Origin of the sequence: Salicibibacter cibi (assembly GCF_016495865.1) — a bacterium.
GTDB lineage: Bacteria > Bacillota > Bacilli > Bacillales > Marinococcaceae > Salicibibacter > Salicibibacter cibi.
In genome coordinates this window covers 340,951-366,147 of the sequence record NZ_CP054706.1, presented here as the reverse complement: position 1 = coordinate 366,147, position 25,197 = coordinate 340,951, and the positions used below count along the sequence as shown (strand labels likewise).

17 protein-coding genes and 1 pseudogene are annotated in these 25,197 nt (G+C 45.3%); 9 read left to right on the top strand and 9 right to left on the bottom strand.

Annotation, left to right across the window (positions count from 1 at the left end; all coding sequences use genetic code 11):
* Nucleotides 1-187: 187 nt before the first annotated feature.
* Genes nadA through nadB form a run of 3 tightly spaced genes read right to left on the bottom strand, consistent with a single transcriptional unit; the run spans nt 188 to nt 3,639 of the window.
* Nucleotides 188-1,288: a quinolinate synthase NadA gene (gene nadA, locus HUG20_RS01830; RefSeq protein WP_200087376.1), complete on the bottom strand. Its 1,101-nt coding sequence runs from the start codon at nt 1,286-1,288 to the stop codon at nt 188-190.
* On the bottom strand, nt 1,275-2,129 hold the full coding sequence (gene nadC / locus HUG20_RS01825) for a carboxylating nicotinate-nucleotide diphosphorylase (protein ID WP_200087374.1): 855 nt from the start codon (nt 2,127-2,129) through the stop codon (nt 1,275-1,277). The genes nadA and nadC overlap by 14 nt, the downstream gene beginning before the upstream one ends.
* Nucleotides 2,083-3,639, bottom strand: a complete 1,557-nt coding sequence (gene nadB / locus HUG20_RS01820; protein ID WP_200087372.1) for an L-aspartate oxidase — start codon at nt 3,637-3,639, stop codon at nt 2,083-2,085. Before nadB ends, nadC begins: the two co-directional genes overlap by 47 nt.
* A 121-nt stretch (nt 3,640-3,760) precedes the next feature.
* Here nadB and HUG20_RS01815 point away from each other — a divergent pair, with 121 nt between their 5' ends.
* From HUG20_RS01815 to HUG20_RS01795, 5 genes are all read left to right on the top strand, one after another.
* Nucleotides 3,761-4,867 carry a cysteine desulfurase family protein gene (locus tag HUG20_RS01815; RefSeq protein ID WP_200087370.1) on the top strand — a complete coding sequence of 369 codons (1,107 nt, stop codon included), beginning with the start codon at nt 3,761-3,763 and terminating at the stop codon, nt 4,865-4,867.
* Nucleotides 4,860-5,399, top strand: coding sequence for a transcription repressor NadR (locus tag HUG20_RS01810; protein ID WP_200087368.1), 540 nt, complete (start codon nt 4,860-4,862; stop codon nt 5,397-5,399). Before HUG20_RS01815 ends, HUG20_RS01810 begins: the two co-directional genes overlap by 8 nt.
* A gap of 16 nt (nt 5,400-5,415) precedes the next feature.
* A complete protein-coding gene (locus tag HUG20_RS01805) occupies nt 5,416-6,912 on the top strand; it encodes an NAD(P)H-hydrate dehydratase (protein ID WP_200087366.1) in 1,497 nt (498 codons plus the stop codon).
* Nucleotides 6,913-7,448: 536 nt separating this feature from the next.
* Entirely contained in the window at nt 7,449-8,222 is a 774-nt protein-coding gene (locus tag HUG20_RS01800; protein WP_200087364.1) for a zinc ribbon domain-containing protein, read from the top strand.
* A 154-nt stretch (nt 8,223-8,376) separates the two neighbouring features.
* Nucleotides 8,377-10,023: a zinc ribbon domain-containing protein gene (locus HUG20_RS01795; protein WP_246476494.1), complete on the top strand. Its 1,647-nt coding sequence runs from the start codon at nt 8,377-8,379 to the stop codon at nt 10,021-10,023.
* A gap of 524 nt (nt 10,024-10,547) precedes the next feature.
* Here the strand turns inward: HUG20_RS01795 and HUG20_RS01790 are convergent.
* From HUG20_RS01790 to HUG20_RS01770, 5 genes are all read right to left on the bottom strand, one after another.
* Nucleotides 10,548-11,720, bottom strand: coding sequence for a M20/M25/M40 family metallo-hydrolase (locus tag HUG20_RS01790; RefSeq protein ID WP_200087361.1), 1,173 nt, complete (start codon nt 11,718-11,720; stop codon nt 10,548-10,550).
* 1,061 nt (nt 11,721-12,781) lie between these two features.
* Entirely contained in the window at nt 12,782-13,861 is a 1,080-nt protein-coding gene (locus HUG20_RS01785) for a YkvI family membrane protein (protein WP_200087360.1), read from the bottom strand.
* A gap of 395 nt (nt 13,862-14,256) precedes the next feature.
* Entirely contained in the window at nt 14,257-15,381 is a 1,125-nt protein-coding gene (gene ald / locus HUG20_RS01780) for an alanine dehydrogenase (protein ID WP_200090342.1), read from the bottom strand.
* A gap of 37 nt (nt 15,382-15,418) precedes the next feature.
* The gene (locus HUG20_RS01775) at nt 15,419-16,768 is read right to left on the bottom strand and encodes an aspartate aminotransferase family protein (RefSeq protein ID WP_200087358.1); all 1,350 of its coding nucleotides are present in this window, start codon (nt 16,766-16,768) and stop codon (nt 15,419-15,421) included.
* 23 nt (nt 16,769-16,791) lie between these two features.
* On the bottom strand, nt 16,792-18,240 hold the full coding sequence (locus HUG20_RS01770; protein ID WP_200087356.1) for a CoA-acylating methylmalonate-semialdehyde dehydrogenase: 1,449 nt from the start codon (nt 18,238-18,240) through the stop codon (nt 16,792-16,794).
* Between the two features lie 158 nt (nt 18,241-18,398).
* Here HUG20_RS01770 and HUG20_RS01765 point away from each other — a divergent pair, with 158 nt between their 5' ends.
* Nucleotides 18,399-19,982: a PucR family transcriptional regulator gene (locus HUG20_RS01765; RefSeq protein WP_200087354.1), complete on the top strand. Its 1,584-nt coding sequence runs from the start codon at nt 18,399-18,401 to the stop codon at nt 19,980-19,982.
* Between the two features lie 441 nt (nt 19,983-20,423).
* Here HUG20_RS01765 and HUG20_RS01760 read toward each other — a convergent pair whose 3' ends face one another.
* Nucleotides 20,424-22,370, bottom strand: a complete 1,947-nt coding sequence (locus HUG20_RS01760; protein ID WP_200087352.1) for an aconitate hydratase — start codon at nt 22,368-22,370, stop codon at nt 20,424-20,426.
* 240 nt (nt 22,371-22,610) lie between these two features.
* Between HUG20_RS01760 and HUG20_RS01755 the strand changes: the two are divergent.
* From HUG20_RS01755 to HUG20_RS01745, 3 genes and pseudogenes are all read left to right on the top strand, one after another.
* Nucleotides 22,611-23,700: pseudogene (locus HUG20_RS01755) on the top strand (IS4 family transposase).
* A 166-nt stretch (nt 23,701-23,866) separates the two neighbouring features.
* Nucleotides 23,867-24,136: a helix-turn-helix domain-containing protein gene (locus HUG20_RS01750; protein WP_200087350.1), complete on the top strand. Its 270-nt coding sequence runs from the start codon at nt 23,867-23,869 to the stop codon at nt 24,134-24,136.
* Between the two features lie 182 nt (nt 24,137-24,318).
* Nucleotides 24,319-25,161, top strand: coding sequence for an RpnC/YadD family protein (locus tag HUG20_RS01745; RefSeq protein WP_200087348.1), 843 nt, complete (start codon nt 24,319-24,321; stop codon nt 25,159-25,161).
* Nucleotides 25,162-25,197: the final 36 nt, after the last annotated feature.

Genomic DNA, 25,197 nt, shown 5'->3' with positions numbered 1-25,197 from the left:
TGTGCGTCTGATCCTTCCTATTTGAACCACATCCTCTCCGAAATGTGTTCCAGGAGCCTCTCTCCGCTTTCTTTTAAAGAGACTGTATCATAATTACGCGGGCACGCCCAGGGAAATAGTGCTAATTTCCGCCTTTACGAAATAAAATTCCCTCGACATTTCCCGGGAAATATCGAGGGAATTTCACTCAAACCGCGAAGGCGTGTAGCATACGATTCAGAGCGGTGCGCGCTTGTGTTGCGGTCGCTTCATCGACACTTATTTCATTGACGACTCTACCTTCTACGAGTTCTTCCAAGCACCACGTGAAATGAGCAAGGTCGATGCGGTTCATCGTGAGGCATGGGCACATGTTCGGATTTAGGGACATGATGGTTTTATCCTTATGTGTGCTCGCAAGCCGTTGCACGAGGTTCATTTCCGTTCCGATTGCCCAGGTGGTGCCGGACGGTGCAGAGGCAATCGTATCAATAATTTTCTTCGTTGATCCATCCAGATCCGCGGCTTGGACGACTTCCCAGCTGCATTCCGGATGCACAATCACTTGCAAGTCGTCATATTCCCCGCGCAATTTTTCCATATAATCGACCGTGAACTTCTCGTGAACCGAACAGTGACCCTTCCAAAGAATCACTTTAATATCATTATGAGGTTCGCCCTCAAATGTTTCCCGAATCGGGTCCCAGACAATCATCTGCTCGAGTGGAATACCAAGATCATAGGCCGTGTTACGGCCAAGATGCTGGTCCGGCAAAAATAATAACCGTTCTTTACGTGTGAGTGCTTCTTCGATCATCGCCGACGCGTTTGAAGACGTAACCGTCGCTCCACCGTGACGCCCGCAGAAGGCTTTGATCGCCGCCGTACTGTTTACATAGGTGAGCGGCAGAATTGTATCACCGAATTGCTCGGTTAGTGCTTGCCACGCACGCTCGGTTTGATGAATATCTGCCATGTCAGCCATGGAACAACCGGCGCGCATATCGGGCAAGATCACTTTTTGCTCATCTGTCGTTAAAATATCCGCCGTCTCAGCCATAAAATGCACGCCGCAAAACACGATGTAATCGGCGGTAGTTGAGGCTGAGCGTTGCGCCAATTGCAATGAATCACCGCTTGCATCGGCGAAAGCAATGATTTCATCACGCTGATAATGATGACCGGGGATAAATAGACGATCTTCGAGTGTTTCCCGTGCTTCCCGGGCACGTGTTTGCAACGTTTGTTCATCCATTTCTTGATATTTTTCAGGCATTGTTTCTTTTTTTATAGCATCAAGTAAAGACACGATATGCTTCCTCCTTCATATGGTTTATACTGATATCCAAAGCTTGAACGGAATGCGTGATATAACCGAGCGAGATGAAGTCTACGCCGCAGCCGCGATAACCGGGGAGCGTTTCAGGGATAATGCCCCCAGATGCTTCGGTTGTGATCGTTTTCGGGATGCGGCTCTGCCAATGACGCACGACGTCAGGAGGTGCATTGTCAAACATGATCACATCCGCTTGCGCAGCCACAGCGTCCACGACCTCCTGTTCATCGCGGGTTTCCACTTCAATTTTCACAAGCGGACCGACGGTTGCTTTTGCTCTTTGAACCGCTGTGTGGATAGAACCTCCACAGGCATCAATATGATTGTCTTTAATCATGACCGCATCATAAAGACCGTACCGATGGTTGACGCCTCCTCCGCAACGAACGGCATATTTTTCGAACATTCGCAACCCCGGTGTTGTTTTACGGGTATCACAGATCCGGATCCCGGGATCACTTAGGTCAGCCTTCGCCTGTGCTGTCGCTGTAGCAACCCCGCTCATACGCTGAATGAGGTTAAGAAGAACACGCTCGCCACTGAGAATAGACACCGCCGGTCCTTTGATTCGCGCGAGAAGTTCCCCTTCATTAATCTTAGTTCCATCTGATTTATAGACAGTAACATCCACTTTTTCATCCAATAATGGATACCCAATCGACAACAATGCAATGCCTGCGAGGGTTCCGGATTGTTTGGCTATCACATCAACAGTTGTCGTTTCGCCCTCAAGCCACCCTGTTGAAACATCACGTTCCCCAATGTCTTCAATAAAAAATGATTGGAGCTGTTCTTTTGCTTTTAAAAGGTTCATTTTGTGGCACCTCCTCCTTCTGCCTATGTTTGAGCGATACGCCCTGCCATGAAGCATCTTTGCCCGGATGATCTTCCCGATAGTGGCTGCCGCGTGATTCCGTGCGCCTTAAGGCAGCGTTTGTAATCATCCCGGCAACGAGGGACATGTTGTGGCGCTCTTGAATTTCCGGATCGTCACTTTTAAAGCTTGATTGAAAAGATAATCTGAAAAAATCACCGGCCTCTCGTAACGTTTGCTCGTCGCGAGTGACCCCGCATGCCTCATCCATCATCTGCCTGATTTCGGTCTTCGTTGGGGGCGAAGGCGACTTTTTTAGCGGTTGTTCGACCGGATTCCCAAAAACCTTCCCCGGTCGCTCCAACAACTTACGACCAACCCTGCGACCAAAAACGACCGCTTCCAATAGCGAATTGCTCGCCAGCCGATTCGCCCCGTGCACTCCTGTCGATGCCACTTCACCGACGGCGTACAATCCGGAAACGTTCGTCTCCCCATCAGGCGTTGCAACGACTCCACCCATCATAAAATGTGCGCCGGGCGCAACGGGCACGCGAGACGAGTAGCCGTACGTTTCACACAATGAAGCGACGCCGGGAAAACGTTCTGCCAGATTTGAAACCGGCGTGACGTCGAGAAACACGTCTTCGCCGTGGCGTCTCGCAGTGTGAATCGCGCGGGCAACGACATCGCGTCCCGCTAAATCTCCTTTCGGATGGTTCGCCATCAATCGATGATTGTCCACTGTCACCAATTGGGCACCGGCACCCCGTATTGCTTCCGTAATCAGACCGGCAGTTCCTGTTTCTGTCGCAAGAAGCGTCGGATGAAACTGGATAAACTCCATATCCCGCAAGATCGCCCCGGCACGATAAGCGAGCGCGTAGCCATCCCCGGTGGCAAAGGGGTGATTCGTCGTTTGTGTAAACAACTGACCCGCGCCTCCGGTCGCGAGCACGAGGTGGGCGGCATATCGGAAATGAATGTCGCTTTGTCGGTCTACCGTTTTCACGCCAACGCAATTGCCTTTTTCTTTTAATATCGATAACACCGTTTCTTCGTTGAAAAATTGCACATGTTTACGTACCCGCTTATGTAACGTACGGATGAGCGACGCCCCGGTTCGATCCCCACCGGCATGCACGATACGAGGATATTTATGTGCACCTTCTTTGCCGAGTTGTAAACGAGAACGGTCATCCCGATCAAACGGCACCCCCAACTCGACGAGCATTTGAACGGCATCCCGTCCCGCTTTCGTTAACGTAGCGGTGGTGCCCGGATCGTTGTGCGCATCCCCCGCTTCCAATGTGTCTTTCCAGTGGTTTCCCCAACAATCCTCCGTTGTGATCGCCGCGGCCACACCTCCTTGCGCCCGATAAGAGTTGCTATCAATTGTTTGCCCTTTTGAAAAAATACCGACATCTAAGTGCCGGCCGATCGTTTCGGCAACGACCAATCCCGCCAAGCCGCTCCCAATAATGAGGACATCAAACGCTTCTTTGCTCACATTCATCTCGCTCCCTTGCTCAATTATTCACATTATGTGTCTTTACACTTATCTTTACATAAAATAAAGGCTGTGACAAGATGTAAAATAGTTCACTTTTCAAAAGAAAGGATTAACATACATGATATACTTGGATTATGCGGCGACAACGCCAATGGGTCCGGAAGCGCTGCATGTGTACCACGAAGTTGCCGGCAATTATTACGGAAACGCCAACAGTCTTCATACCCGTGGAACGGACGCAGCCAATGTGTTGCAGGCAGCACTTGCCACACTGGGACAAACGATCGATGACGCAAGCGTCACGATCACCCGCAGCGGATCGGAGGCCAACCAACACGTCATCCATCGCTTCTTAAGCGCGAAACATTTTCAAGGCCACATCCTTACATGCCGCACAGAACACCCATCGATTCGAGATTATTTGCGCACCCTCGACGAGCAATATCCGAAGCTGCATGTGGAAAATGTCCCTGTCGATGAACGCGGAAACATTCACCCGATAGACGTCGAAACGCGAATCAAGCCGGACACCATTCTCGCGACATTTGCCCACGTTCAACATGAGATCGGTACGATTCGCGATATTCGCGCCATCGGAACGGTGCTCGCCCGTGCCGATGTTCCTTTCCACAGCGACTGCGTGCAGTCTTACGGGAAAATTCATATTCCGATGCAAGATGCGCGTTTATCGGCGATCAGCACAGCCGCTCATAAAATTCATGGCCCGAAAGGGCTTGGGGCTGTCTTTTTTTCCACAACGGTTGAACCAACTCATGGCCTTCCTTCGGGCACCGCTGATGGACCTGCCATCGCGGCGTTTGCCGAAGCTGCGGATGTACAAATGAAAAGAAGGCGGGAAGCGAACACGCATTTACGTGCGTTACGTGCTAAAATGGCAGAACAATTGCCGGTTGAATACCAGGTGGTTGGGGAAAGCGCACAGGAAAAACAATCGCCATACATTCTCGGGCTTTGTTTGCCGGAAATGGAAGGGCAGGAGGCGATGCTCGCGTGTGATCGGCAAGGAATCGCGATCGCGACGGGAAGCGCCTGTCGCAGTGGCGATCACGGGCCTCCGGAAACGTTGCTTGCCCTCGGCCACAGCTTTGACACGGCACGCACATTCGTCCGCCTTTCATTCAGCCATGAGACAAGCTTTGCCGAAATCGATGAGGCGGCGATGCAATTGACGAACATTCGATCAAGGAGAACGAAAAATGCCTAATGATAAAAAAATAAGCGGCGATGAACGCCGCAAGCAAATTGCCAATGTATTAAGAGAGGAAACCGAGCCGCAAAAAGGAGGGGCTTTGGCAGAAAAGCACGGGGTGAGCCGACAAGTCATCGTCCAGGACATCTCGCTGTTAAAAGCGGCGAATTACCCGATTATCGCCACTCCGCAAGGCTACATTTATAATCGGCCCCGGACCGATACGGAAAAAGCGACAGGCGTTATTGCTTGCCGACATACGAAAGCGGAGTTGGCGGAGGAATTGAATATTCTCGTCGACCACGGCATTCTTGTCAAAAACGTAATTGTGGAACACGCCGCTTACGGGGAGCTTTCCGGCCAATTAATGATTAAAAGCCGCAAAGATGTGGAACGGTTTCAACAGTTGATGAATGAACAAGAAGCGTCGTTGCTTGCCGATCTCACCGACGGGTTGCACCTTCATACGGTGGAAGCCGACGACGGGCAAACAATCGAAGAGGCGAAACAAGCGTTAAAATCGAAAGGATTTCTCGTCGAACAGTAAAAGGAGGCTTGATTTCTTGCGAGTCGTAACCGGAGAAGAAATGGGAAACGTGGACCGCTACGCGATCGAGGCGCTCGGCATGCCAGGAGCAATGTTGATGGAGAACGCCGGACGGGCGGTGGCCGAGCGATTGCTTGCCCATTATGGGGCCGATGAACGTTTTCTCGTATTGATCGGAACCGGCAACAATGGAGGCGACGGCTTCGTTATCGCCCGCACACTCAAGGATATGGGCCGATCCGTCGACATTTGCTTGATTCCTCCTGAGGAAAAGTTGAAAGGCGATGCAAAATGGCACAAAGAATTGTACGAGCGTGCCGGGTACACATGGGCAGCGTTTGATCCGGTTTTTTTTCAAAAAGCGGATGTTGTCGTTGACGCATTGCTCGGGACCGGGATTTCCGGCGCCATCAGGGAGCCGTACCGCGAGATCATTCAGGCAGTCAACGAAGCTGAGGCGGACGTCGTCGCCGTCGATTTACCGAGCGGGATTCCCGGCGATGACAGTCCGGTGCCCGAGGACGCCCTTGTGGCCGACCGTACCATTACCTTGCAGCAACCGAAGTTGAGTTACTACACGTATCCCGGACGGGCGTTTTACGGCGAGACGGAGATCGTGCCCATCGGTATCCCTCCGCGTGCCCTTGATAAAACTGTTTCAACGCAGCGGGCGGTCTGGATGCCGGCGGACGTCAACGCCCATTGGCAGCCACGATCAGCCGATTCCCATAAAGGTACCCACGGAAAAGTCGGCATCATCGCCGGGAGCGAAACGATGCCGGGAGCAGCCGCCTTAACCGCGGGCGCAGCGGTGAATGCCGGCGCCGGCTTAACAACCGTCAACGCCCCCCGGGCCGTGATGCCCACGGTCGCCGCTCATGTTACGGAAGCGACTTATTTTGCCCGCGATGATAAAATCGAACCCTTTTATGAAAATAAAGATGGTATCGCGATCGGACCCGGCATTGGCTTCGGCGTCCAGGGGCGGGAAACACTGGCGACCCTTATCGATCATTTTAAGGGTCCGCTCATCATCGACGCCGATGGCTTGCACATGTTGACCGAGATGCTTGAAAATGTGCGAGAGCGTGAACACCCGCTCATTATTACCCCTCACCCGGGAGAGATGGCGGCGTTGATTGATGCGACACCGGGAGAGGTGAATCGTCGTCGCTTTGAGGTCGCGGAAACGTTCGCGCGTGAGTACGGCGTGTATGTCGTTTTGAAAGGGCCTTGCACACTAGTCGCGACACCGGGCGGCGAAACATGGATCAACGATACCGGCAATGCCGGCCTGGCAAAAGGCGGCTCCGGCGATGTGCTCACGGGCATGATGCTTGCGTTTGTTGCCCGCTATGGAGAGGTGCAACCGGCGGTCTCCACCGCTGTTCATTTGCACGGATATTGCGCGGATGATTTGCTTCAGCGCGGTGTTCCGGCGGAAACGATGACCGCTTCGCAGATTGTACAGGCGCTGCCGGATGCGCTGATGGCGGTGGATCGTTGGCATTGATCTCATGGCGACCGTACGCGCCTCGATTCCGTGATTTCGGGCGCCATGACCCGTTCATGACAACCAGGTTCGATGTGATTCCTTGGTTTCGGGTGCCATAAACCGTTCATGACGACTGAACAATTGCCGTCACTTCAGTTTCGGTCACCATAACATCGCCCATCAATTTGAAAAACAGTCCCGGAAGGGTCCGGTGTGGCGGAAATAATAGCTGAACATATAGATAAACGATTTCATGGAAAAAAACTGATTTTTTTATCGAACACTGAATTCTCTATTGGATAATATAGTCTAACGATTGAAATCAAGGCTTTTGTGCGATAAAGTGGTCATTAGGAGAATCCTTTCGGCGTAATTACACGCTAACAGATAAGGATTTTTTTCATTTATTGGGTGAATTTCCAAATGAGTTGAAAGTCTTTGCGCACAAATGCCAGTCATTAACCCAAAGATTTCTGTGAATTATTCAGGATATCGAATTAGCACATTCGGACTGTGTCCTGGGAGGAAATGAATTTTTGAGAGGAGCGAATGCAATGAAATGTCATGCTTGTCATTATGAGTTGAGTGTAGATGATAATTTTTGCGAACATTGTGGACAGAAGGTACAGCGTCATGATGAAATTATTGAGGCGGCCCGTGCAGAAAGTGCCGGCACAATAGAAGAGCGAGAACCAGAACAAGAGCAAGGGAACGCGGATTTTGATCAAGTAAAGGAAAATTTATACAATTACTGGACCTTTTTCCTAACTGCACTAAAATCCCCTTTTAATGCTGCGAGTGCTATTACCGGAACGAAAAATCAGATGATCTACGGCATTATCACCATTGCGCTAGTTGCAATCATCCTACCGTTAATTTTTACATCAATTGTGTCAACATTGTCTCCATGGAGTCCTGATGTGCCTGTGGTTTCTCCGATCATTTACCTATTGATTTTTCTCGCTTTAACGATTGGCGGAATGTTTGTCGTTGTCAAAATGGGGAAATCATCGGTGTCCTTTCAACGGTTGGTTGCATCATTTGGTTCGATGATGGTCATTCCGCTTGCTATTTTAATCCTTTCCTTACTATTAACATTGGTGAATGTTCTTTCATTGGGCATTATTTTTCTGTTCGCGGCAATGACGGCTTTTAATCTTGCCATTGTGTATACGGTGCATTTATTTCTGAAAGATTCTACAGGCGGACTGGATACATTTTATGGAGCATTGATTGTTCTGACGCTGTTAGCGGTCATTTTGTATGTGTTCGGGGAGAGCCTTACGACTTCATTTCTCAATGATTTGGAATCTATGAATATGTTTTGAAATTTACAAGAGGAGAATTTAAATGAAATTTTGTAAACATTGTGGTCATCAACTTAAGCCTAACGCGAATGTATGCTCACAGTGCGGTATGAACGTCCAAAAACCCACTAGGCAAAAAACAAAAGGTTCGTTAAGCAAAAAAAAGAAATGGACGATGCTTGTTTCAGCAGGCGTTCTTTTAGCCGCTTTTATCACGTACCAAATAACAGCATCTATTTTTGATCAACATAGAGCTGTTGATCAATTTGAGGAAGCATTAACCGAGGGAGATACGGAACAACTTGCCGCGATGGTTACAAGCAGTGACCCCGGAATGGAAATGGAATCGGATGACTTTCAGGGGTTGGTGCAGTATATGGAGGGGAATGCCTCTTTTGTCAACGAGGAGATCTCCTCGTTACGTCAACAAGCCGAGTATATGGATCATGAAGATGAAGAATTTGCAGCTAATTCTGCGGATAACTCTCTTTTTCAACTGAATTCGGACAGTAACAACTGGAACATTTTTGATGCTTATTCATTTGAAGTTCCTCCTTTTTATATAAATATAACGACAAATGAAGCAGATACAGCCATCTATTTGGATGAAGAAGAAATTGCTGTTGCAGACCAAGACGATTTTTCACAGGAAATCGGACCTATTGCCCCTGGTCAATATACGGTAAAAGCGGAGCTAGACCATGATTATGTCACACTGGAAGAGGAAGAGGAATTGAATTTGATCGAAGCCCCCCAAGATCAAATACAAGTCGACCTGAATTTGGATGGCGAGTACATACATATTGATTCGAATGAACCGGAAGCCGATGTGTATGTGAATGGCGATGCGCTTGACATGACGGTAGAAGAGTTGGACTCGGAGCTTGGTCCCGTCGTTACAGATGGTTCCATGACGATTCATGCTGAACATGACTATCCTTGGGGTAGTGCGAGCAGTGAAGAAGAGGAAATCACCGGTACCAATGTGTCTTTAGAAATTCCAACTGTTTCAGAAGAACTGAAGGATCAACTCATGGACATGGTAAATGAAAATGTCGACACATGGGCGGATGCTTATCAAAACTTGGATGAGGATCAGTATGTACAAGTGACCGACCAATACATTGACAGTATGAATGAGGAATTCGATAGAATGGACGATGCTGATAATTCATGGGACGGAGAACTTCAAGACATCGTTTACGATCTTGATTCATTTTCGATGAATGACAACGAAGATCAATATACAACAACATTTGATGCCAATGTTCACTATGAAAGCGATGGCTCGGATGAAGAGACCGACCTACAGTTTACGGCTGTGTATGACACGGATAGTGAAGAGTGGTTACTGGACGATCATTCCGCAAGTGCTTCGCTTTCTTTTGGGACGCCATCGAATTCAGAAGCGTTTACGGTTGATGGATCAGAAGATAGTGAAGAAGAATCATCGGAAACGGTCGACGAAAGTGAATTGGAAGAATTTCTCTACGACGTTAATGAAGCGTCTGTAGAATCGATTAATGAGCAAGATTTCTCCCTTGTAGAAGGTTTGATGACATCTGATGGTCCGCGCGCTCAAGAACATGAAGACTATATTGATTACTTGGCAGAAGAAAATATTACCCAAACCCATGTCGAAACATCGCTTGAATCAGTAGATGCCGTTTCGGAAGAGGAATGGGAAGTGACGTCAATCGAAGTTTTCGATATACACAGCGATGACGGAACCGAAACAACGGAATTCAGAACCGTTACAACAGTAATGCTCGAAGATGATGAATTTAAAGTACATGAATTGCAATCGACCGATGAACTATGATTACGTACGTAGCCAAGACATTTCGTGGCAGTACAAAACTTGGTTTGGCCGGTCGGTTTTTGGCACCACAATCGTCGGATGACGACTAATTTCGGGCTTTGCTCTATTATTTTGGCGTCACAACTACGGTGATCAATTATTTCAACCGTCTTGCACTATAGTAATTTTGGCACCTATCTAGGATCTTAACTCCAAAGATCTTTGCAACATGGAAAGAAACTAGGAAATGTTACGGAAGAAATCATTCGAAATGACATCGAAAATCAGACTAGCGAGAAGAGGGACGATATATTTAGGATTGATGATTGAGTTCCAGTCAAAAACCATATGCTTGAGCTTAAGGTCTTTCAGCAGACTTCAGTCTGAAAAGCGCCTTTCAGTCGCGGACATTTTATGTCCAAATCCACCTGCTCTAGCATGTGGGTCGTTTAAATAATGACATTATTAAGCTCTCCAACGAAATGAAAGAATTTCATAATTTTTTATGATTAAGCTTTTCTGCCACACGAACTATGCACAATATACTACTCATTTCTTAAAACCTCGAGCACCATACGTGCTACGAAAGCACCTCTAACAGCAATATCGTCTGTATTAATATATTCCTTGTCCGGCTGATGAGCGAAATCTCCAGTCATTCCCATACCATCAAGTGTTGGGCAACCTACGGCAGCAGTAAAATTACCGTCAGTGCCTGCTCTCCCAATATGTCCCTTCATCTCCATATCAAACATTTTTCCAACCTTTTTGGAACTTTCATAAAGGGCATTGTGTTTAGGGTCTTTTTCATCAAAAAGTGGTTTTTCTATACCGCCCTTAGTTGTTATTTTAACCGCTGGGTTAAATGCTTTCAGATTTTGAAACATTGAATCATACTGTTTTGCCTGTTCGGCTGAAGAAAACCTAGCATCAATAGTAAGTTCTCCACCACCTGGCACAGTAGGCCAGCCAGCCTTGCCACTGTTTAAACAAGTACAAGCAATTGTCATGCCCTTTTCTAGATCAGTCAGGCTTTCAAGGTAAATAGCCTGCTGTGCCAGTTCTTTCAAACCGCTATCAGCTTTTTCAGGTTCTTGACCGGAGTGTGCTGGCTTTCCTGCTGCAACAAATGTGTAATTCCCCCGGCATAGCCGTCCAATTGTCAAACCGTTGGAGTAACCACCAAAAGTGGGTTCCATAACAAAGGAAGCTTTGCTCTTTTTTGCTAACTCCTTATAATGCATATGTGATGTAGGGCTACCCGCTTCCTCATCGGAGGATAAGAAGAATACAATTTTTTTGTTTTCAGGTAACAGGTCAAGATCCTTTAGTGCTTTTGTAACCATATAAACCTGCACATCTCCACCCTTCATGTCAAATACACCTGGTCCCCATATTTTCGAACCTTCTTGATTCCAAATATTTCTAAATAATCCTTTTTCATACACAGTGTCATAGTGACCTACAAAAAGTACTTGTTCATCACCCTCTCCTAATTCCATTAGAAGATGATCCCCATAACGACTGTCATTACTTGGTACAACATTGCACTTAAAACCTATCTCTGAAAAGATTCTTTCAAAATAATGCCTACATCTTTTTAAATCTTCCTTGTTACCCTCAGTCGGTGATTCTAAATTCACGGCTTCTTTTAATATGTCTAAAAATTCATCTGTATATTTTTCCATATATTCTACAAGCTTCTTTTCCTCAGACATTAAAAGCTCCTCCTCATTGGTAATATAGGCTTTTGGCATTCACTGATACCAGTGTAACAAGGTTTTTATTTCCTCAGTTGGTTACTTCCCTTCCTCTTTCGGAAGGATTTTTCATTGCCGCTCGATGGAACAATTCCTAACTTGTATGGACACGCGATCTGAGGATTGATTATTGGTACAAATGCTGAGATCGTCGCGGGTTACAACAAAACGGTGATGTTGGCGCCTCCACTTTTACTGACGAAGCTGCGAAGATGATTGTGCGAACGTTGAAGAAAGGTTTTCAAGAATGATTAGAGCTATAATAAAACCCTTATTGTAAACACGAAGATAATATTGGATATCGAAATTCTAAAGAAATTAGAACAATGAACATAGAACTGGGATTACACCGGCATAGGTGTCCCAACTTCGAGATACTGGTCATAAAGTTGTGATTGAACCAGGAGAAGGGCTGAGGACGGGTTTTACAGAGGAATAATCTGCATGGCAACATTTCAACATTAAAGGCTAATCGGCTTCAAGACCGGATTTTCTTCTAACGGTTGAATACCTTCCCTGATCCGTGCACCAATTTTTTTGAACGGTGCATGGACAAGTACATTTTGAATAAAGTGACTCTTGCAGTAATTATTGCTTAATCACTGGCGCTTTCATTTATTATCACTTCCTCGATGTTTAATTTCCTATTGCCTTGCTATCTCGGCATCATGATTTATTTTCGGTTTAGAATGTTTTCTACACTTCAGGCGCGTTGATTATCCGTATTTTTCCAACAAAAGGGTTTAGACGAAAAGGGTATTAAACATACCGTGTTATGTTACATTCATTTGCGGATTAATTTGGCATTCGCCAGCCATTACAGCTCCCCAAAACCCAGACCTGAGGACTCCTTTGGCTTCTGAGCACCGTTTTGAGTCCGCAGATCATGCTCCTGAGGACTCCTTTGGCTTCTGAGCACCGTTTTGAGTCCGCAGATCATGTTCGAAAGGACTTATCTGATAGTAAACAGTTTTCTTTTTCATGTCAGAAGGTATTTTAAGGTAAATCAACGCGCCTGTCTACACTTCTTTCTTTGACCCTGCTGTATTTATTTTCTGTCTTCTGGTTTTAAATACATTCACAACCAAAGCTCCTATTAGAACAAAACCTAGGTATCCCATCAGAGGATAAACGGTGTTCACTAAATCAGAAAAGCCTACAAAGCCTAATGAGAAAGCGGCTATACCCACAAAAACGACAGCTATATTAAACTGACGTGTATCCGCTTGAAAAAATCGAGCAGTAAATGCATATAAGTAAGGCACTGTTGAACTAAAAATCATACCCAATAGAGCTAAAGCCATTAAGATGCCAACTATCGGGCTAATATCTGTAGCAAGTATTAACATTGGCATTTCGGCATTTTCTAGCATATCAATGTTCAAATAGACGGCTAGATGGACGATTAATGCTATAAGACCAAGGATTATCCCCCCTATGATAGCTCCTCGCCTAGTTGCTTTTTTATCTTTTTCTGCTCCCCCTATAACCACCATCATTGCAAAACCTACACCAAGGTTAAACGATACATGAAGAATTGCACTTAACAACCAATGAGGAGAAGCGGAAAGCTGATTCATCGCGACACTATCTAATTCTGAAATTTCAAGACTACTGATCGATATAGAATAAATCGCTAAGATGATAAATAATACGAATGCATATGGAGTAATCCAGCTAAGTATTGTCACTATTGTTCTTATGTTTAAAATTAATGTCAATATAACAAAAATAGTCAAAATCATATATCCGAATACTGGAGTTATTTCAAATTGTTGTGAAAAAAGTGCGCCACTACCTGCTACCATTGTTACACCAAGGCCAAAATAGAAAAACGCTAACAAAATATCAACTACAAAACCAAGGTATTTTCCACAAATTTGATAGATAACATTTTTATGAGAAGAACTTTGAAACCTTTGTCCCAATACTACTACGTAATAACAAATTAAAGGATAAAGTCCAATAGTAATAATAGCTCCTAAAGTCCCTATCCATCCAGAACTTGAAAAAAATTGAAGAACTTCCTGACCTGAGGCATAACCGGCTCCAATAATTGTACCTACTATAGCACCAGCAACACGGAGGCTATTTTTCATATAAATGACTCCAATCTAACTTTAGGTTTCCTCAACATTAAAAAGCTCATATATTTTTCATCCCCGCGTCAATACATTGAACACTTCTCGATCCATACGCATGTCTAATCACACATAAAATATGCGGAATACTGATACATTATGACATTGCATTCCTTTCGATAAGCCCCCTTGTTCCGTAAGAGCCACTAAGGTGTTTCATAATAACATTAGCGTGATAAATGTATAGTGCTCAAGCTTTCGCTTTCTATTGATGGTGGTGTTGCCCCACTATATAATAGCGGTTTCATTTTCTTCAAAAGTCATTAGACTGGCCTAGCCTTGCTAAAATCAAAACAGGGAGCACCCCATACTCAAACCAAAAAGTACCCCCCATACTTCATCATTCGTTAAAACTACACTTTCTCAATGATTTGTCCGAATATGTCTTCATACGCAATGCCGTGAGCCTTTGCCACTGCTTGATGAGTAACATATCCATCGAACGTGTTAATCCCTTTTTGAATCACAGAGTGGTTCGAACTAGCTTTCTTAAAACCATGGTTTGCGATCTGCAAAGCATAAGGGATCGTAGTAGTCGTAAGACCAATCGTAGCTGTTCTCGGTACAGTACTTGGTATATTGGCCACTGCATAATGCACGACGTCATGCTTATAATAAATCGGATCGTCATGGGTGGTTATTTGATCGATTGTCTCCACAATTCCCCCTTGATCAACAGCAACATCAAGGATGACTGCATTCTCTTTCATTGTTTGAACCATCTCGTCAGTTATAAGTGTAGGTGGTTTTGCGCCGGGGATTAAAACCGCTCCAATCACAAGGTCAGCTTCTTTTACAGTTTCTGCAATATTTACCGGGTTAGACATCAATGTTTGAACGTCATTTCCAAATAAGTCATCGATTTCACGGAGCCTCGAGGCATCGAGATCAATTATTATTACATCAGCCCCCAGGCCTACAGCAATTTTAGCAGCATTCGTCCCTACGACACCTCCGCCGATAATGCATACTTTGCCACGTTGGACACCAGGAAGCCCACTAAGAAGAACTCCTCGTCCCCCTTTCATTTTTTCCAAGAATTGAGCACCAATTTGTGAAGCCATACGCCCTGCAACTTCACTCATAGGAGTTAACAAGGGGAGGCTTCCATCCTCCCATTGAATGGTTTCATACGCTATACCCGTTACTTTTGCGTCGATTAAAGCTTGTGTTAATCTTTCATCTGCTGCCAGATGCAAGTAAGCAAACAAAATTAATCCTTCGTAAAAGTAGCCGTACTCTTCCGGCAATGGCTCTTTTACTTTCATGACCATTTCATTATTCCACGCATCCTTGGCTGCAGTAGCTATTACGCCCCCTGACTTCTCGTACTCCCGATCTGTAAACCCGGCTCCTATCCCTGCTTCTGATTCGACGATAACTTCATGCCCGGCATCTCTTAACTGGAATACCTCTGCCGGGGTGACTGCAACACGATTTTCGTTGTTTTTAATTTCTTTTGGAATCCCGATTTTCAACATGATCACCTCAATAAACTACAAGTACTGATTATATTCATTCATGAAAAACCTCTTTCAACGTCCGCACAATCATTTCCGCATCTTCATCGGTTATGCTGAGAGGTGGGGCCAGGGTTAACGTATTGCTATGCCCCGCAACGGTATCCGCATTTTTGCCGACAATCAGACCCCTAGATTTACACTCAGCGATCATATTACCAATTGCTTCATTTGAAATCGGCTCTTTTGTTTCTTTATTTGCCACGAGCTCGATCCCGAAAAGCAAGCCCATTTGTCGAATGTTACCGACGTTTGGATGATCTTCCAATGGCTGAATGTCTTCCATGATTTTTTTTCCTAACGCTTTAGAGCGAGCAACTAAGTTCTCCTCTTCCATAATTTCCATATTTTTGATTGCTAATTTACAAGCGGCGGGATTGCCCCCAAACGTATTCACTTGTCGAAAATGATCGCTTTCCTCTTCCCCTTTAAAAGGCTCATAGAGTTCTTGTTTTACGGCTGTCGCCGCCAACGGTAAGTACCCGCTGGTAATTCCTTTGGCCATCGTTACGATATCAGGCTCAATCCCGTAATTTTGGTAACCAAAGTTTTCACCAGTGCGTCCAAAACCGCAAATCACTTCATCATTAATCAAAAGGAGCCCATATTTTTTGCAGATCTTTTCAACTTCCTTAACATAAGAAGGATGAGGGATCAATACACCGCCGCCGGTGATGATCGGTTCCATGATGACGGCAGCCACGGTTTCCGGCCGCTCCCATTTGATCGTATCTTCCATCATGCGAGCGCATTCCAAGCTCCACGCTTCAAATGACTGGCCGGATGGAAGATGGTATTCATCAGGGGCATGGACATGAATGAACCCCGGAGCAAGCGGTTCATACCGAAACTTGCGCTGTGCTTGACCCGTAGCGGCAAGCGCTCCCAATGTATTGCCATGATAGGCACGATACCGGGAAATGAATTTATAACGCTGCGGTTCCCCATTTTGGTGATGGTACTGCCTTGCAATTTTAAAAGCGGTTTCATTTGCTTCCGATCCGCTGTTTGAAAAGAAAATCCGATAGTCGTCTCTAAGCCATTGATTAAGCTTTTCAGCCAGTTGGATACCGGGAATGTGACTGTTCGAAAGCGGGTGGAAGGGCATTTGTTGAAGCTGCTCACTCGCTGCTTCAACCATTTCTTCGCGCCCGTAACCAGCGTTTACACACCATAATCCCGACATCCCGTCCAAATAGCTGTTGCCTTCAATATCGGTAATCCATGCACCTTTTGCGCTATCGATCACCATTGGGTTTTGATCCTTTTGATAAGGTTTTAAATGATGCCACATATATTGTTCGTCTTTTTCGTACAGGGTTTCCTGTGATGTTTTCTGACTCATATCGATCATCCTTTCTAAAGAACTTAACTAAACCAACGACTGGTGAGCATTTTCTTGCGGGTGTAAAATTCTACGCCGTCCCGTCCGTTTGTATGCAAGTCCCCGTAAAAGGAGTTTTTCCAGCCTGAAAACGGAAAGAAACCCATAGGTGCCGGCACATTTACATTGACCCCGAGCATCCCGACTTCAATATCATCCCTGTATTGCTGGACGGCCGACCCGCTTTCCGTGTAAAGAACGGAGCCGTTGCCGAAATCCGATTCATTGGTCAAGGCGATCGCCTCATCAAGATCTTTCACTCGAATAATACTAAGAACAGGCGCAAAAATTTCTTCTTTCCAAATCGTCATATCTGTATTTACATGATCAAAGATCGTAGCCCCTAAATAAAAACCATCCGTGTTTTTTTCCACATCCTTACGTCCATCACGGGTCAACGTCGCTTTTTGTTCCTCGCCCAGTTCAATATAGTTATGAACCTTTTGTAAATGGCTATCACGTATCACCGGTCCCAAGTCCACGTTTTCATCAAGCCCATCACCGATGGTTAGTTGATCACACGCGTCTTTCAGTTTGGAAACGAATGCATCCGCGATATCTTCCTGAACAACACAGACCGATGTTGCCATGCACCGTTGCCCGGCACTTCCAAATGCCCCATTAATTACGCCTTGCACTGTTTTATCGAGATTCGCATCGTTAAGGACGATCGCGTGGTTTTTGGCGCCGCCGAGTGCCTGCACACGTTTGCCGTGCTGTGACGCCGTTTGGTAAACATGTTTGGCGACAGGTTCAGAGCCGACAAAAGAAATGGCATCGACATCCTTATGCTCCAATAATCCGTTCACCACATCTTTGGCACCGTTTACAATATTGAAGACGCCCTTTGGTACACCGGATTCTTCTAAAAGTTCAGCTAATCGTTGTGCTAAAAGAGGTGTTCGTTCCGATGGTTTCAACACAAATGTGTTCCCGCAAGCAATAGCTAATGGAAACATCCAACAAGGCACCATCATCGGAAAGTTGAAAGGTGTAATACCACCGACAACACCAACGGGATACCGATACATGCCTGAATCAATGCCGCTGGCGATATCCGGCAACATTTCGCCCTTCATTAAATCAGGCGCACCGGAAGCAAATTCTACGTTCTCGATACCGCGCAGGACTTCCCCGTGTGCATCTTTATACGTTTTTCCGTTTTCTTTGGTAAGCAACTCGGCAAGTTCTTCATGGTGCTCAACAAGCAATTCATGAAAAGTGTACATGACTCTTGCTCGTTTTGGCACCGGTGTTTTTCGCCAAGATTGATAAGCATCTCGAGCAGCTTGGACGGCATCATTGACATCTGCAAACGTTGAATGAGGGGTATGCGCAATGACCGCTCCATCTGCAGGATTATAGACATCTTCTCCATCACTTCCGGATGCTTTCCATTCACCATTGATATAATTTTTTAATATCTCAGTCATTCGTCCAGTCTCCTTGGTAATAATTTTCGAATATGAAGATTTCTATATGATATAATCAATGTACCAAACTTTCTGCATTGGAAAAGGTAACAGTATGTTTAAATTTTAGATTATTTAGTTTACACTATGAACATACAAAAGGGGGGGCGATTGTTCTCGTGCGTACGGTCGAAGAAATTTTACAGAGGCCAATGTTCGAAAGTGCCCATGTAGTCAATCAAAAAGCAGACCTAAAACGGGATGTACGTTGGGTCCATGTATTGGAAATTACGGAATTTGAGACCTTGCTCCGGGGAAATGAAATGATTTTAAGTACCGGGGTAGCACTTGATGGCCGAGGTGTTGATTATGTTAAAAAATTGATCGCCAATGATGTTGCCTGCCTATGCATTGAATTGGGAGAACACTTTTCTGCTGTCCCTAAAGATATGATTGAACTTGCAGACACACATCAATTCCCCATCATTGTTTTTACATCGATCGTCCGATTTGTCGATATCACACACGATGTTCATGCAGAACTTATTAATTCCCAACACCACCAATTATCTGAACTTGACCGATTATCCAACGAATTTCACCAATTGACGCTGCATGCTCACGGCAATATGAAAATACTAAAAAAACTTCAATCGGTTACTGACAGAGAACTTATATTTTTACCAACGGATGATACTTCTTATTTTCTCCCGGCTTTAGATAAACAAGAACAGACCCGGGTAAGGTCTGAAGTGCACAAAACAAGTACGGCGGCTGAAAATAATGGTAGTTGGTTTGACGAAAAAAGACAAAAATCTTTCCGCCTCAAACCTATCGAAGCGATGGGTCAAAAGTGGGGATTTGTTTTAATGCGTAGTTGTGTGCCCTTAACATCATTTGAAACGCATGCGCTAGATCGAGCAACCGCTTCACTAGCCCAAAATCTCCTTCGCATCTTTTATACGGAAGAAAAGAAACTTCTTGCTGAACACTCTTGGATTCATGACTTAATCGAGCAAAAAATCAAAACGGAGAATGAAGCTCTTTCTAAATTATACAAATCCATAAACAGTGATTTAACTTATCGTATTTGTGTTGTCAAAATGAGCGAACCCTCGGACCAGTCGACAGATACACGAGCTTTGCAATATCAAGCGATGCGTCATATTCGTTCTCTTTTCCAAAAACATGGGTTGGAATCATTTATCACTATTTCCCAGAACAATACATTTCTTGTGCTTTCTGTAGATAAGCAATTCGATGATCAAGAAAAGAAACGAATAGCGAAAACCGTTGCACAACTGGAAAAGACTTCTCAAAACTTTCATTTACATTTATTTACCAGCCAAACGTATCATAAGCTTCTCGAAGCTCATCTAGCTTTCCAAGAAGCTGAAAATGTTATGAAATTGGACAATATGCAAACCAACGCCACGTTTCACTTCTATGAAGACATTGGCGCATACCAATTATTACTTAAATTAGATGATGTTACTATTAATGGTTTTATACACACTTATCTGTCTCCCCTTCTTCGTTACGATCGCGACAAAAATAGCACCCTCCTTCATACACTACACGTGTATTTAAAACTCAATTGTTCCAAGCAACAATCGGCGCAAGAGTTACAAATTGCACGACAAACCCTCTATCAACGTTTAGATAAAATAGAGCAACTTCTGGGGTGGGAATTGACCACAAATCCCCATGTGCGTGTGGCTACGGAAGTGGCTATTGCAGCCTATCATTTAACTAGACATTGATTTGGGTCAACGTTAAAATCTATGGTTGACAAATAGCTGCTTTTGAGCCCGAGCAGTCTTCAAAAGCGGGTTTGGAGGACTCAATATACAGTTTTTGTGCCCGATCAGTCCTCAGTAGCGGGATTAAAGGACTCAATATACAGTTTTTAAGCCCGATCAGTCCTCAGTAGCGGGTTTGGAGGACTCAATATACAGTTTTTGTGCCCGATCAGTCCTCAGAAGCGGGTTTGGAGGTGTCTCATGATCACCGTTACGGAAAAACACGACACTTTTCTTGGGACCCAAGCTTTCCCACAGGCATCTCCGTGCTTTTCTTCCGCTAGTTAATGTCATTACCAATATTATTCACTTATATCAACCATAGATTTTGGTGAAGAACCATTGATTTAACGTGAAAAAACCAACCCCGCTCGGAGTTGGTTTTTGTACTCTCTATACATTTTAACTCGGCACTTCACCCTTCTTCACCCAGTTGATCAAACCGCCTTCGAGCAAAATTTCGATTTGGCGTTCGGACAAGCCGTGTTGGGCTTCAATCGTTTTTTTGCCGTTGACTTCGACGTTCATTTTATTGGATTGCTGGATGGATTCCCGCAAGTTTGTCAGCTTGATCACGTCGCCTTGCTGGATTTTGTCGTGATCGGCTTCGTTGACAAATGTGAGCGGCAACACACCGAAATTGGGGAGGTTTTGCCAATGGATACGGGCGATATCCTTCGCGATGACGACTCGCAGCCCTAAAAACCGTGGTGCGAGGGCGGCGTGTTCACGGCTGGACCCTTGCCCGTAGTTGCTGCCTCCAATGATGGCGTGACCGCCTTGTTCTTTTAGTTCCATTGCCCGGTCATAATAAGTTTCATCGACTTTTTCGAAGGTGAACTTACTAATTTCCGGAAGGTTGCTTCGATAAGGGAGCACCCGTCCACCACCGGCAAGAATTTCGTCCGTGGAAATATTGTCGCCGACTTTAAGGCCGACCGGAATTTCCAGTTCATCCGGGAGGCGGTCAAAATCCGGGATCGAAGCGATGTTCGGTCCTTTTTCGATCGTAACTTGCCGCGCTTGTTCGAGCGGAAGTGGTTCATCAAGCAAGTCATTGTTAATGGTCGGCTCCGGCATATCGACAGTTGGATAATCCATATCAAGATCACGCGGATCGGTGATTTTTCCGGTTAAAGCTGCCGCTGCTGCTACTTCGGGGCTGCATAAAAAGACGCTGTCTTCTCTCGTCCCCGAACGGCCGGGGAAATTCCGCGGCACCGTACGCAAACTGTTTTTCCCGGATGCAGGCGCTTGCCCCATACCGATACAACCGTTGCAACCGGCCTGATGCAAGCGTCCGCCGGCATCAATCAAATGAAACAGATTTTCCGTTTTGATGAGATCCGACAACGTCTGCCGCGATGACGGGTTCACGTCGAGGGATACGCCCTCGGCGATCGTGCGGCCTTTAACAATTTGCGCCACAATCGCGAAATCGCGGTAACCCGGGTTAGCGGATGAACCGATATACGTTTGGTAGACAGGTTCACCCGCGACTTCGCGAACCGGCACGACGTTGCCGGGGCTGGACGGCTTCGCAATGAGCGGCTCCAATTCGGACATGTTAATCTCTTCATTAATATCATACGTGGCATCCGCGTCTGCCTCCAACGCAGTCCAATCACCCCCGCGTTGTTCAGCTGTCAAAAAGTCTTTCACGTTTTCATCCGACGGGAAAACAGACGTCGTTGCCCCGAGTTCCGCCCCCATGTTGGCGATCACGTGACGATCCATCGCCGAAAGCTTTTTCACGCCGGGACCGTAATATTCAATGATTTTGCCGCTGCCGCCTTTAACATCGTGACGGCGCAACAATTCCAGAATCACATCTTTTGCGCTCACCCAATCCGGCAAATCGCCGGTCAGCTTCACGCCCCATACTTGCGGCATTTTTACATAAAAAGGTTTTCCGGCGGCCGCCATGGCAACTTCCATTCCGCCGGCACCGATGGCTAGCATTCCGAGAGAACCGGCCGCACACGTATGGCTGTCCGAACCTACGAGCGTTTTCCCCGGCTTGCCGAGTCGTTGCATATGGACCGGATGGCTCACCCCATTCCCGGCTTTGCTAAAATGGATGCCGAATCGTTGCGTCGCGCTTTGCAAAAACAAATGATCATCGGGATTTTTATGATCTTCCTGAATTAAATTGTGATCGACATACTGCGCGGAAACTTCCGTTTTCACCTGATCGATGCCCATCGCCTCAAGCTCAAGCATCACAAGTGTTCCGGTTGCATCTTGCGTTAACGTCTGATCAATTTTCAAGCCGATCTCTTCACCTTGTTTCATTTCTCCGGAAACAAGGTGATCGCTGATCAATTTCTGTGTAACATTCATTCCCATGAAAAAACCTCCTTGGGCTATGTCATCTCATAATTTTCCCTTTCCCTTATCGTGCTTATTTCAATCATATTTCATGCTTTTTTTGGGAAATTGATTGGGGACATACGAAAAAATATAAAAAGTTTACTAAGTTTAATCATGTGACACGCCTGTTGATTTCCCAATAAAACCCAAGGAAATCTATACAAAAAGAGACATCCTTTCGTAGAATGTAGGTAGGAAAACAACACTCAAGAAAGGATGTCTCTCTTGAATAAGTCTACCACATTCCCAAATCTACTCCAAAACCTTCATATTGATGATGAGTTGAAACCCTTGTTAGAAAAGGTTGGTTATAACGACACAGCACGAAAAGTGGATGTGTTCACGCTCCTCCAATATTTGACCAGTGCCTCCGTCCATGAATGGAGCGGTTATCGCCAGTCCGCCACGGAAGGCGGATCATACGGCTTGGCGGAGGTCGATCACACGGCTCTGTCTAAAAAAGCCAGACATGTTCCGTATACGATTTTCAAAAAGCTTTTCCACAGGGTCGTATCCATGTGCAATCGCACCACTCGCCGAGCCTTAAATTTGGACAAAGATCTTTTGGTCATTGATTCCACGACGATTACCGTAGGAGAGGGGCGTCTTCCTTGGGCGGTTTATCATGGGAAACGTTCGGGTGTTAAGCTCCACGTGGCTCATAAACCTTCAACCGGTAGCCCTTTCCAAGTCGAAGAGACCGGTGGCTTAAAACATGATGGACCGGTTGGCGAACAACTGGTCAACGCCGATTATACGCTCGTCGAAGACCGGGCCTATTTCAAGATTAAGCGTATCGATCGATTCATTGATGACGAGCAATCGTTTGTCATCCGAATGAAGGAAAATGTAGCGATCGTTCGACCTCAATCATTAAAACGCTTGCCACATGAAGAATCGCGTGTGACCCGTGATATCACTTGTCAACTCGGCTCTTCCCAAGTTCGATCCCAGAAAAGGCATCGTGTCGTGTTTTTCAATGATGACCACGGGAATGATCCGAGTCGTCACCGATCTCAAGGATGTCGCTGCGGAAAAAATTGCGGACATCTATCGCGAACGCTGGGCTGTGGAGTCCTTTTTTCGATGGATCAAACAATATTTGCATGTGCCCACACTGTTTGGAACCACCCCCAATGCGGTGTTTAATCAGCTTTATGCAGCCCTCATCGCATACGTCTTTTACGTTGGTTGTTCCAATGGACGGCGAAAATGCATGTATTCAAGCGTTTGTCATTTATTACGTTTACTAGACACCTTCTTGCTCAAAATTTGCCGGTGGATTGGGCCTCGGAGATGGCTGTGATGTTGAACAATTGGAAACGATTCTATAAGTTAGGTGTGTTAAATTATGGATAATCAACAGGCGTGATCATGTGATATAATAAAGATGGAGGTGACTGTGAATGGTTGACTCAACAAAAATTGCCCATGACATTATTCTTAAATTGGCTGAATAAACTGAAAAATAAATGGATTTGGCTGATCCCTATATTCAAAAACTGATTCTAGAACTGAATACGGCCGCACGCGTTCACTTATCCAAAATGAATATTAATTCAGAATATTATTCAGTCAAAGATGTCGCGGAACTTTTTGATGTGAATAAACAAACCGTCTATAAATGGATTGCAGAAGAGAAAATTGATTACAGCATCGATAACAGCCCCGGTAAAACACTGCGAAAAGGATACCGGATTCCGAAAAGGCAATTTCACGGAAAAAGACATGCAAGCCATTGACCCCACATTCAGAGATAGACGTAAAGAAGATATGAAGGAGATTCCTAGCAACGATTTTGATCAATGTGATATATCCCTTCCGGAAAGTGGCCATAAGGGTATCAGTTACGACCAAAACAGACGCAGAAACGACAAATGAAAATCAACCATGAATTTTGAGCTCAAAAAAGGAGAGAAAAAATATGTCGGAAGGGATCACGTATCACAATAAGGATGTACTATTTAAATTCCTGAGCGAACTCTACAAAGATGCTACATTTGATGCTTTTGGCATCGAGGCTATGCTTAAAATCAAACAATTGCTCCCCAACAACATGCCTAAGGTTCAGGCCGATGAAAGACGCACGGATACACAGTTTCTGCTCGAAGATGATTCCATTCTTATGTTGGAGTATGAAAGTAATAACCGCATCGCTGAAAATCACATCAAATACCTGAACTATGCCCATAGAGTATTGGATCGGGTATATCGTGAAGAGAAACTCATCAAGCCCATCCGGCTCATTGTCATATATACTAGTGATGTAGCGACGGTCGGAAACCAATTGAACGCCGGAGATGTAGGCATTCATTCAAGAGCTATTCTACTCAGTGAGCATAATGGGGATGTGATTTTGAAACAAATAAGTGCTAAAATAAGAAAGGGAGAACCCTTAACTCAAGAAGATCTCATGAAGTTGAGTATTCTCCCGTTAATGCACAGTACAAAGACGCGCGAAGAAATGGCGTGGGAATCCGTCAATTTGGCAAAAAATATACCCGACGAAAGAGAACAAGTCCAAGTGATTGCAGGCATACTAACAGCAACCGATAAGTTTGTTGATGATGAATTCGCGACCAAAATAAGGGAGTGGTTAAGCATGACAAAGGTCGGAAGAATCTTCGAGAAGGAAATAGAAGAAGCTGCACAACAAAAAGCGAAAGAAATAGCAAGAGAACTGCTGAAATCAACACCCCCTGACAAAGTTGCTAAAATAACAGGTCTTGATCTCGATGAAGTAAAGAAATTAAGGGATGAAGATTAGAAGCGTTGATCAGATTCTATTTTACAATCAGGTTGT

Bases quoted from the DNA above. Each gene is read 5' to 3' on its own strand.
- nadC (WP_200087374.1), bottom strand. From the start codon at position 2,129: ATGAACCTTTTAAAAGCAAAAGAACAGCTCCAATCATTTTTTATTGAA.
- HUG20_RS01770 (WP_200087356.1), bottom strand. From the start codon at position 18,240: ATGACTGAGATATTAAAAAATTATATCAATGGTGAATGGAAAGCATCC.
- HUG20_RS01745 (WP_200087348.1), top strand. From the start codon at position 24,319: ATGTCGGAAGGGATCACGTATCACAATAAGGATGTACTATTTAAATTC.
- HUG20_RS01760 (WP_200087352.1), bottom strand. From the start codon at position 22,370: ATGGGAATGAATGTTACACAGAAATTGATCAGCGATCACCTTGTTTCC.
- HUG20_RS01800 (WP_200087364.1), top strand. From the start codon at position 7,449: ATGAAATGTCATGCTTGTCATTATGAGTTGAGTGTAGATGATAATTTT.
- HUG20_RS01795 (WP_246476494.1), top strand. From the start codon at position 8,377: ATGCTTGTTTCAGCAGGCGTTCTTTTAGCCGCTTTTATCACGTACCAA.
- HUG20_RS01810 (WP_200087368.1), top strand. From the start codon at position 4,860: ATGCCTAATGATAAAAAAATAAGCGGCGATGAACGCCGCAAGCAAATT.
- HUG20_RS01785 (WP_200087360.1), bottom strand. From the start codon at position 13,861: ATGAAAAATAGCCTCCGTGTTGCTGGTGCTATAGTAGGTACAATTATT.
- HUG20_RS01775 (WP_200087358.1), bottom strand. From the start codon at position 16,768: ATGAGTCAGAAAACATCACAGGAAACCCTGTACGAAAAAGACGAACAA.
- HUG20_RS01815 (WP_200087370.1), top strand. From the start codon at position 3,761: ATGATATACTTGGATTATGCGGCGACAACGCCAATGGGTCCGGAAGCG.
- HUG20_RS01790 (WP_200087361.1), bottom strand. From the start codon at position 11,720: ATGTCTGAGGAAAAGAAGCTTGTAGAATATATGGAAAAATATACAGAT.
- HUG20_RS01750 (WP_200087350.1), top strand. From the start codon at position 23,867: ATGGATTTGGCTGATCCCTATATTCAAAAACTGATTCTAGAACTGAAT.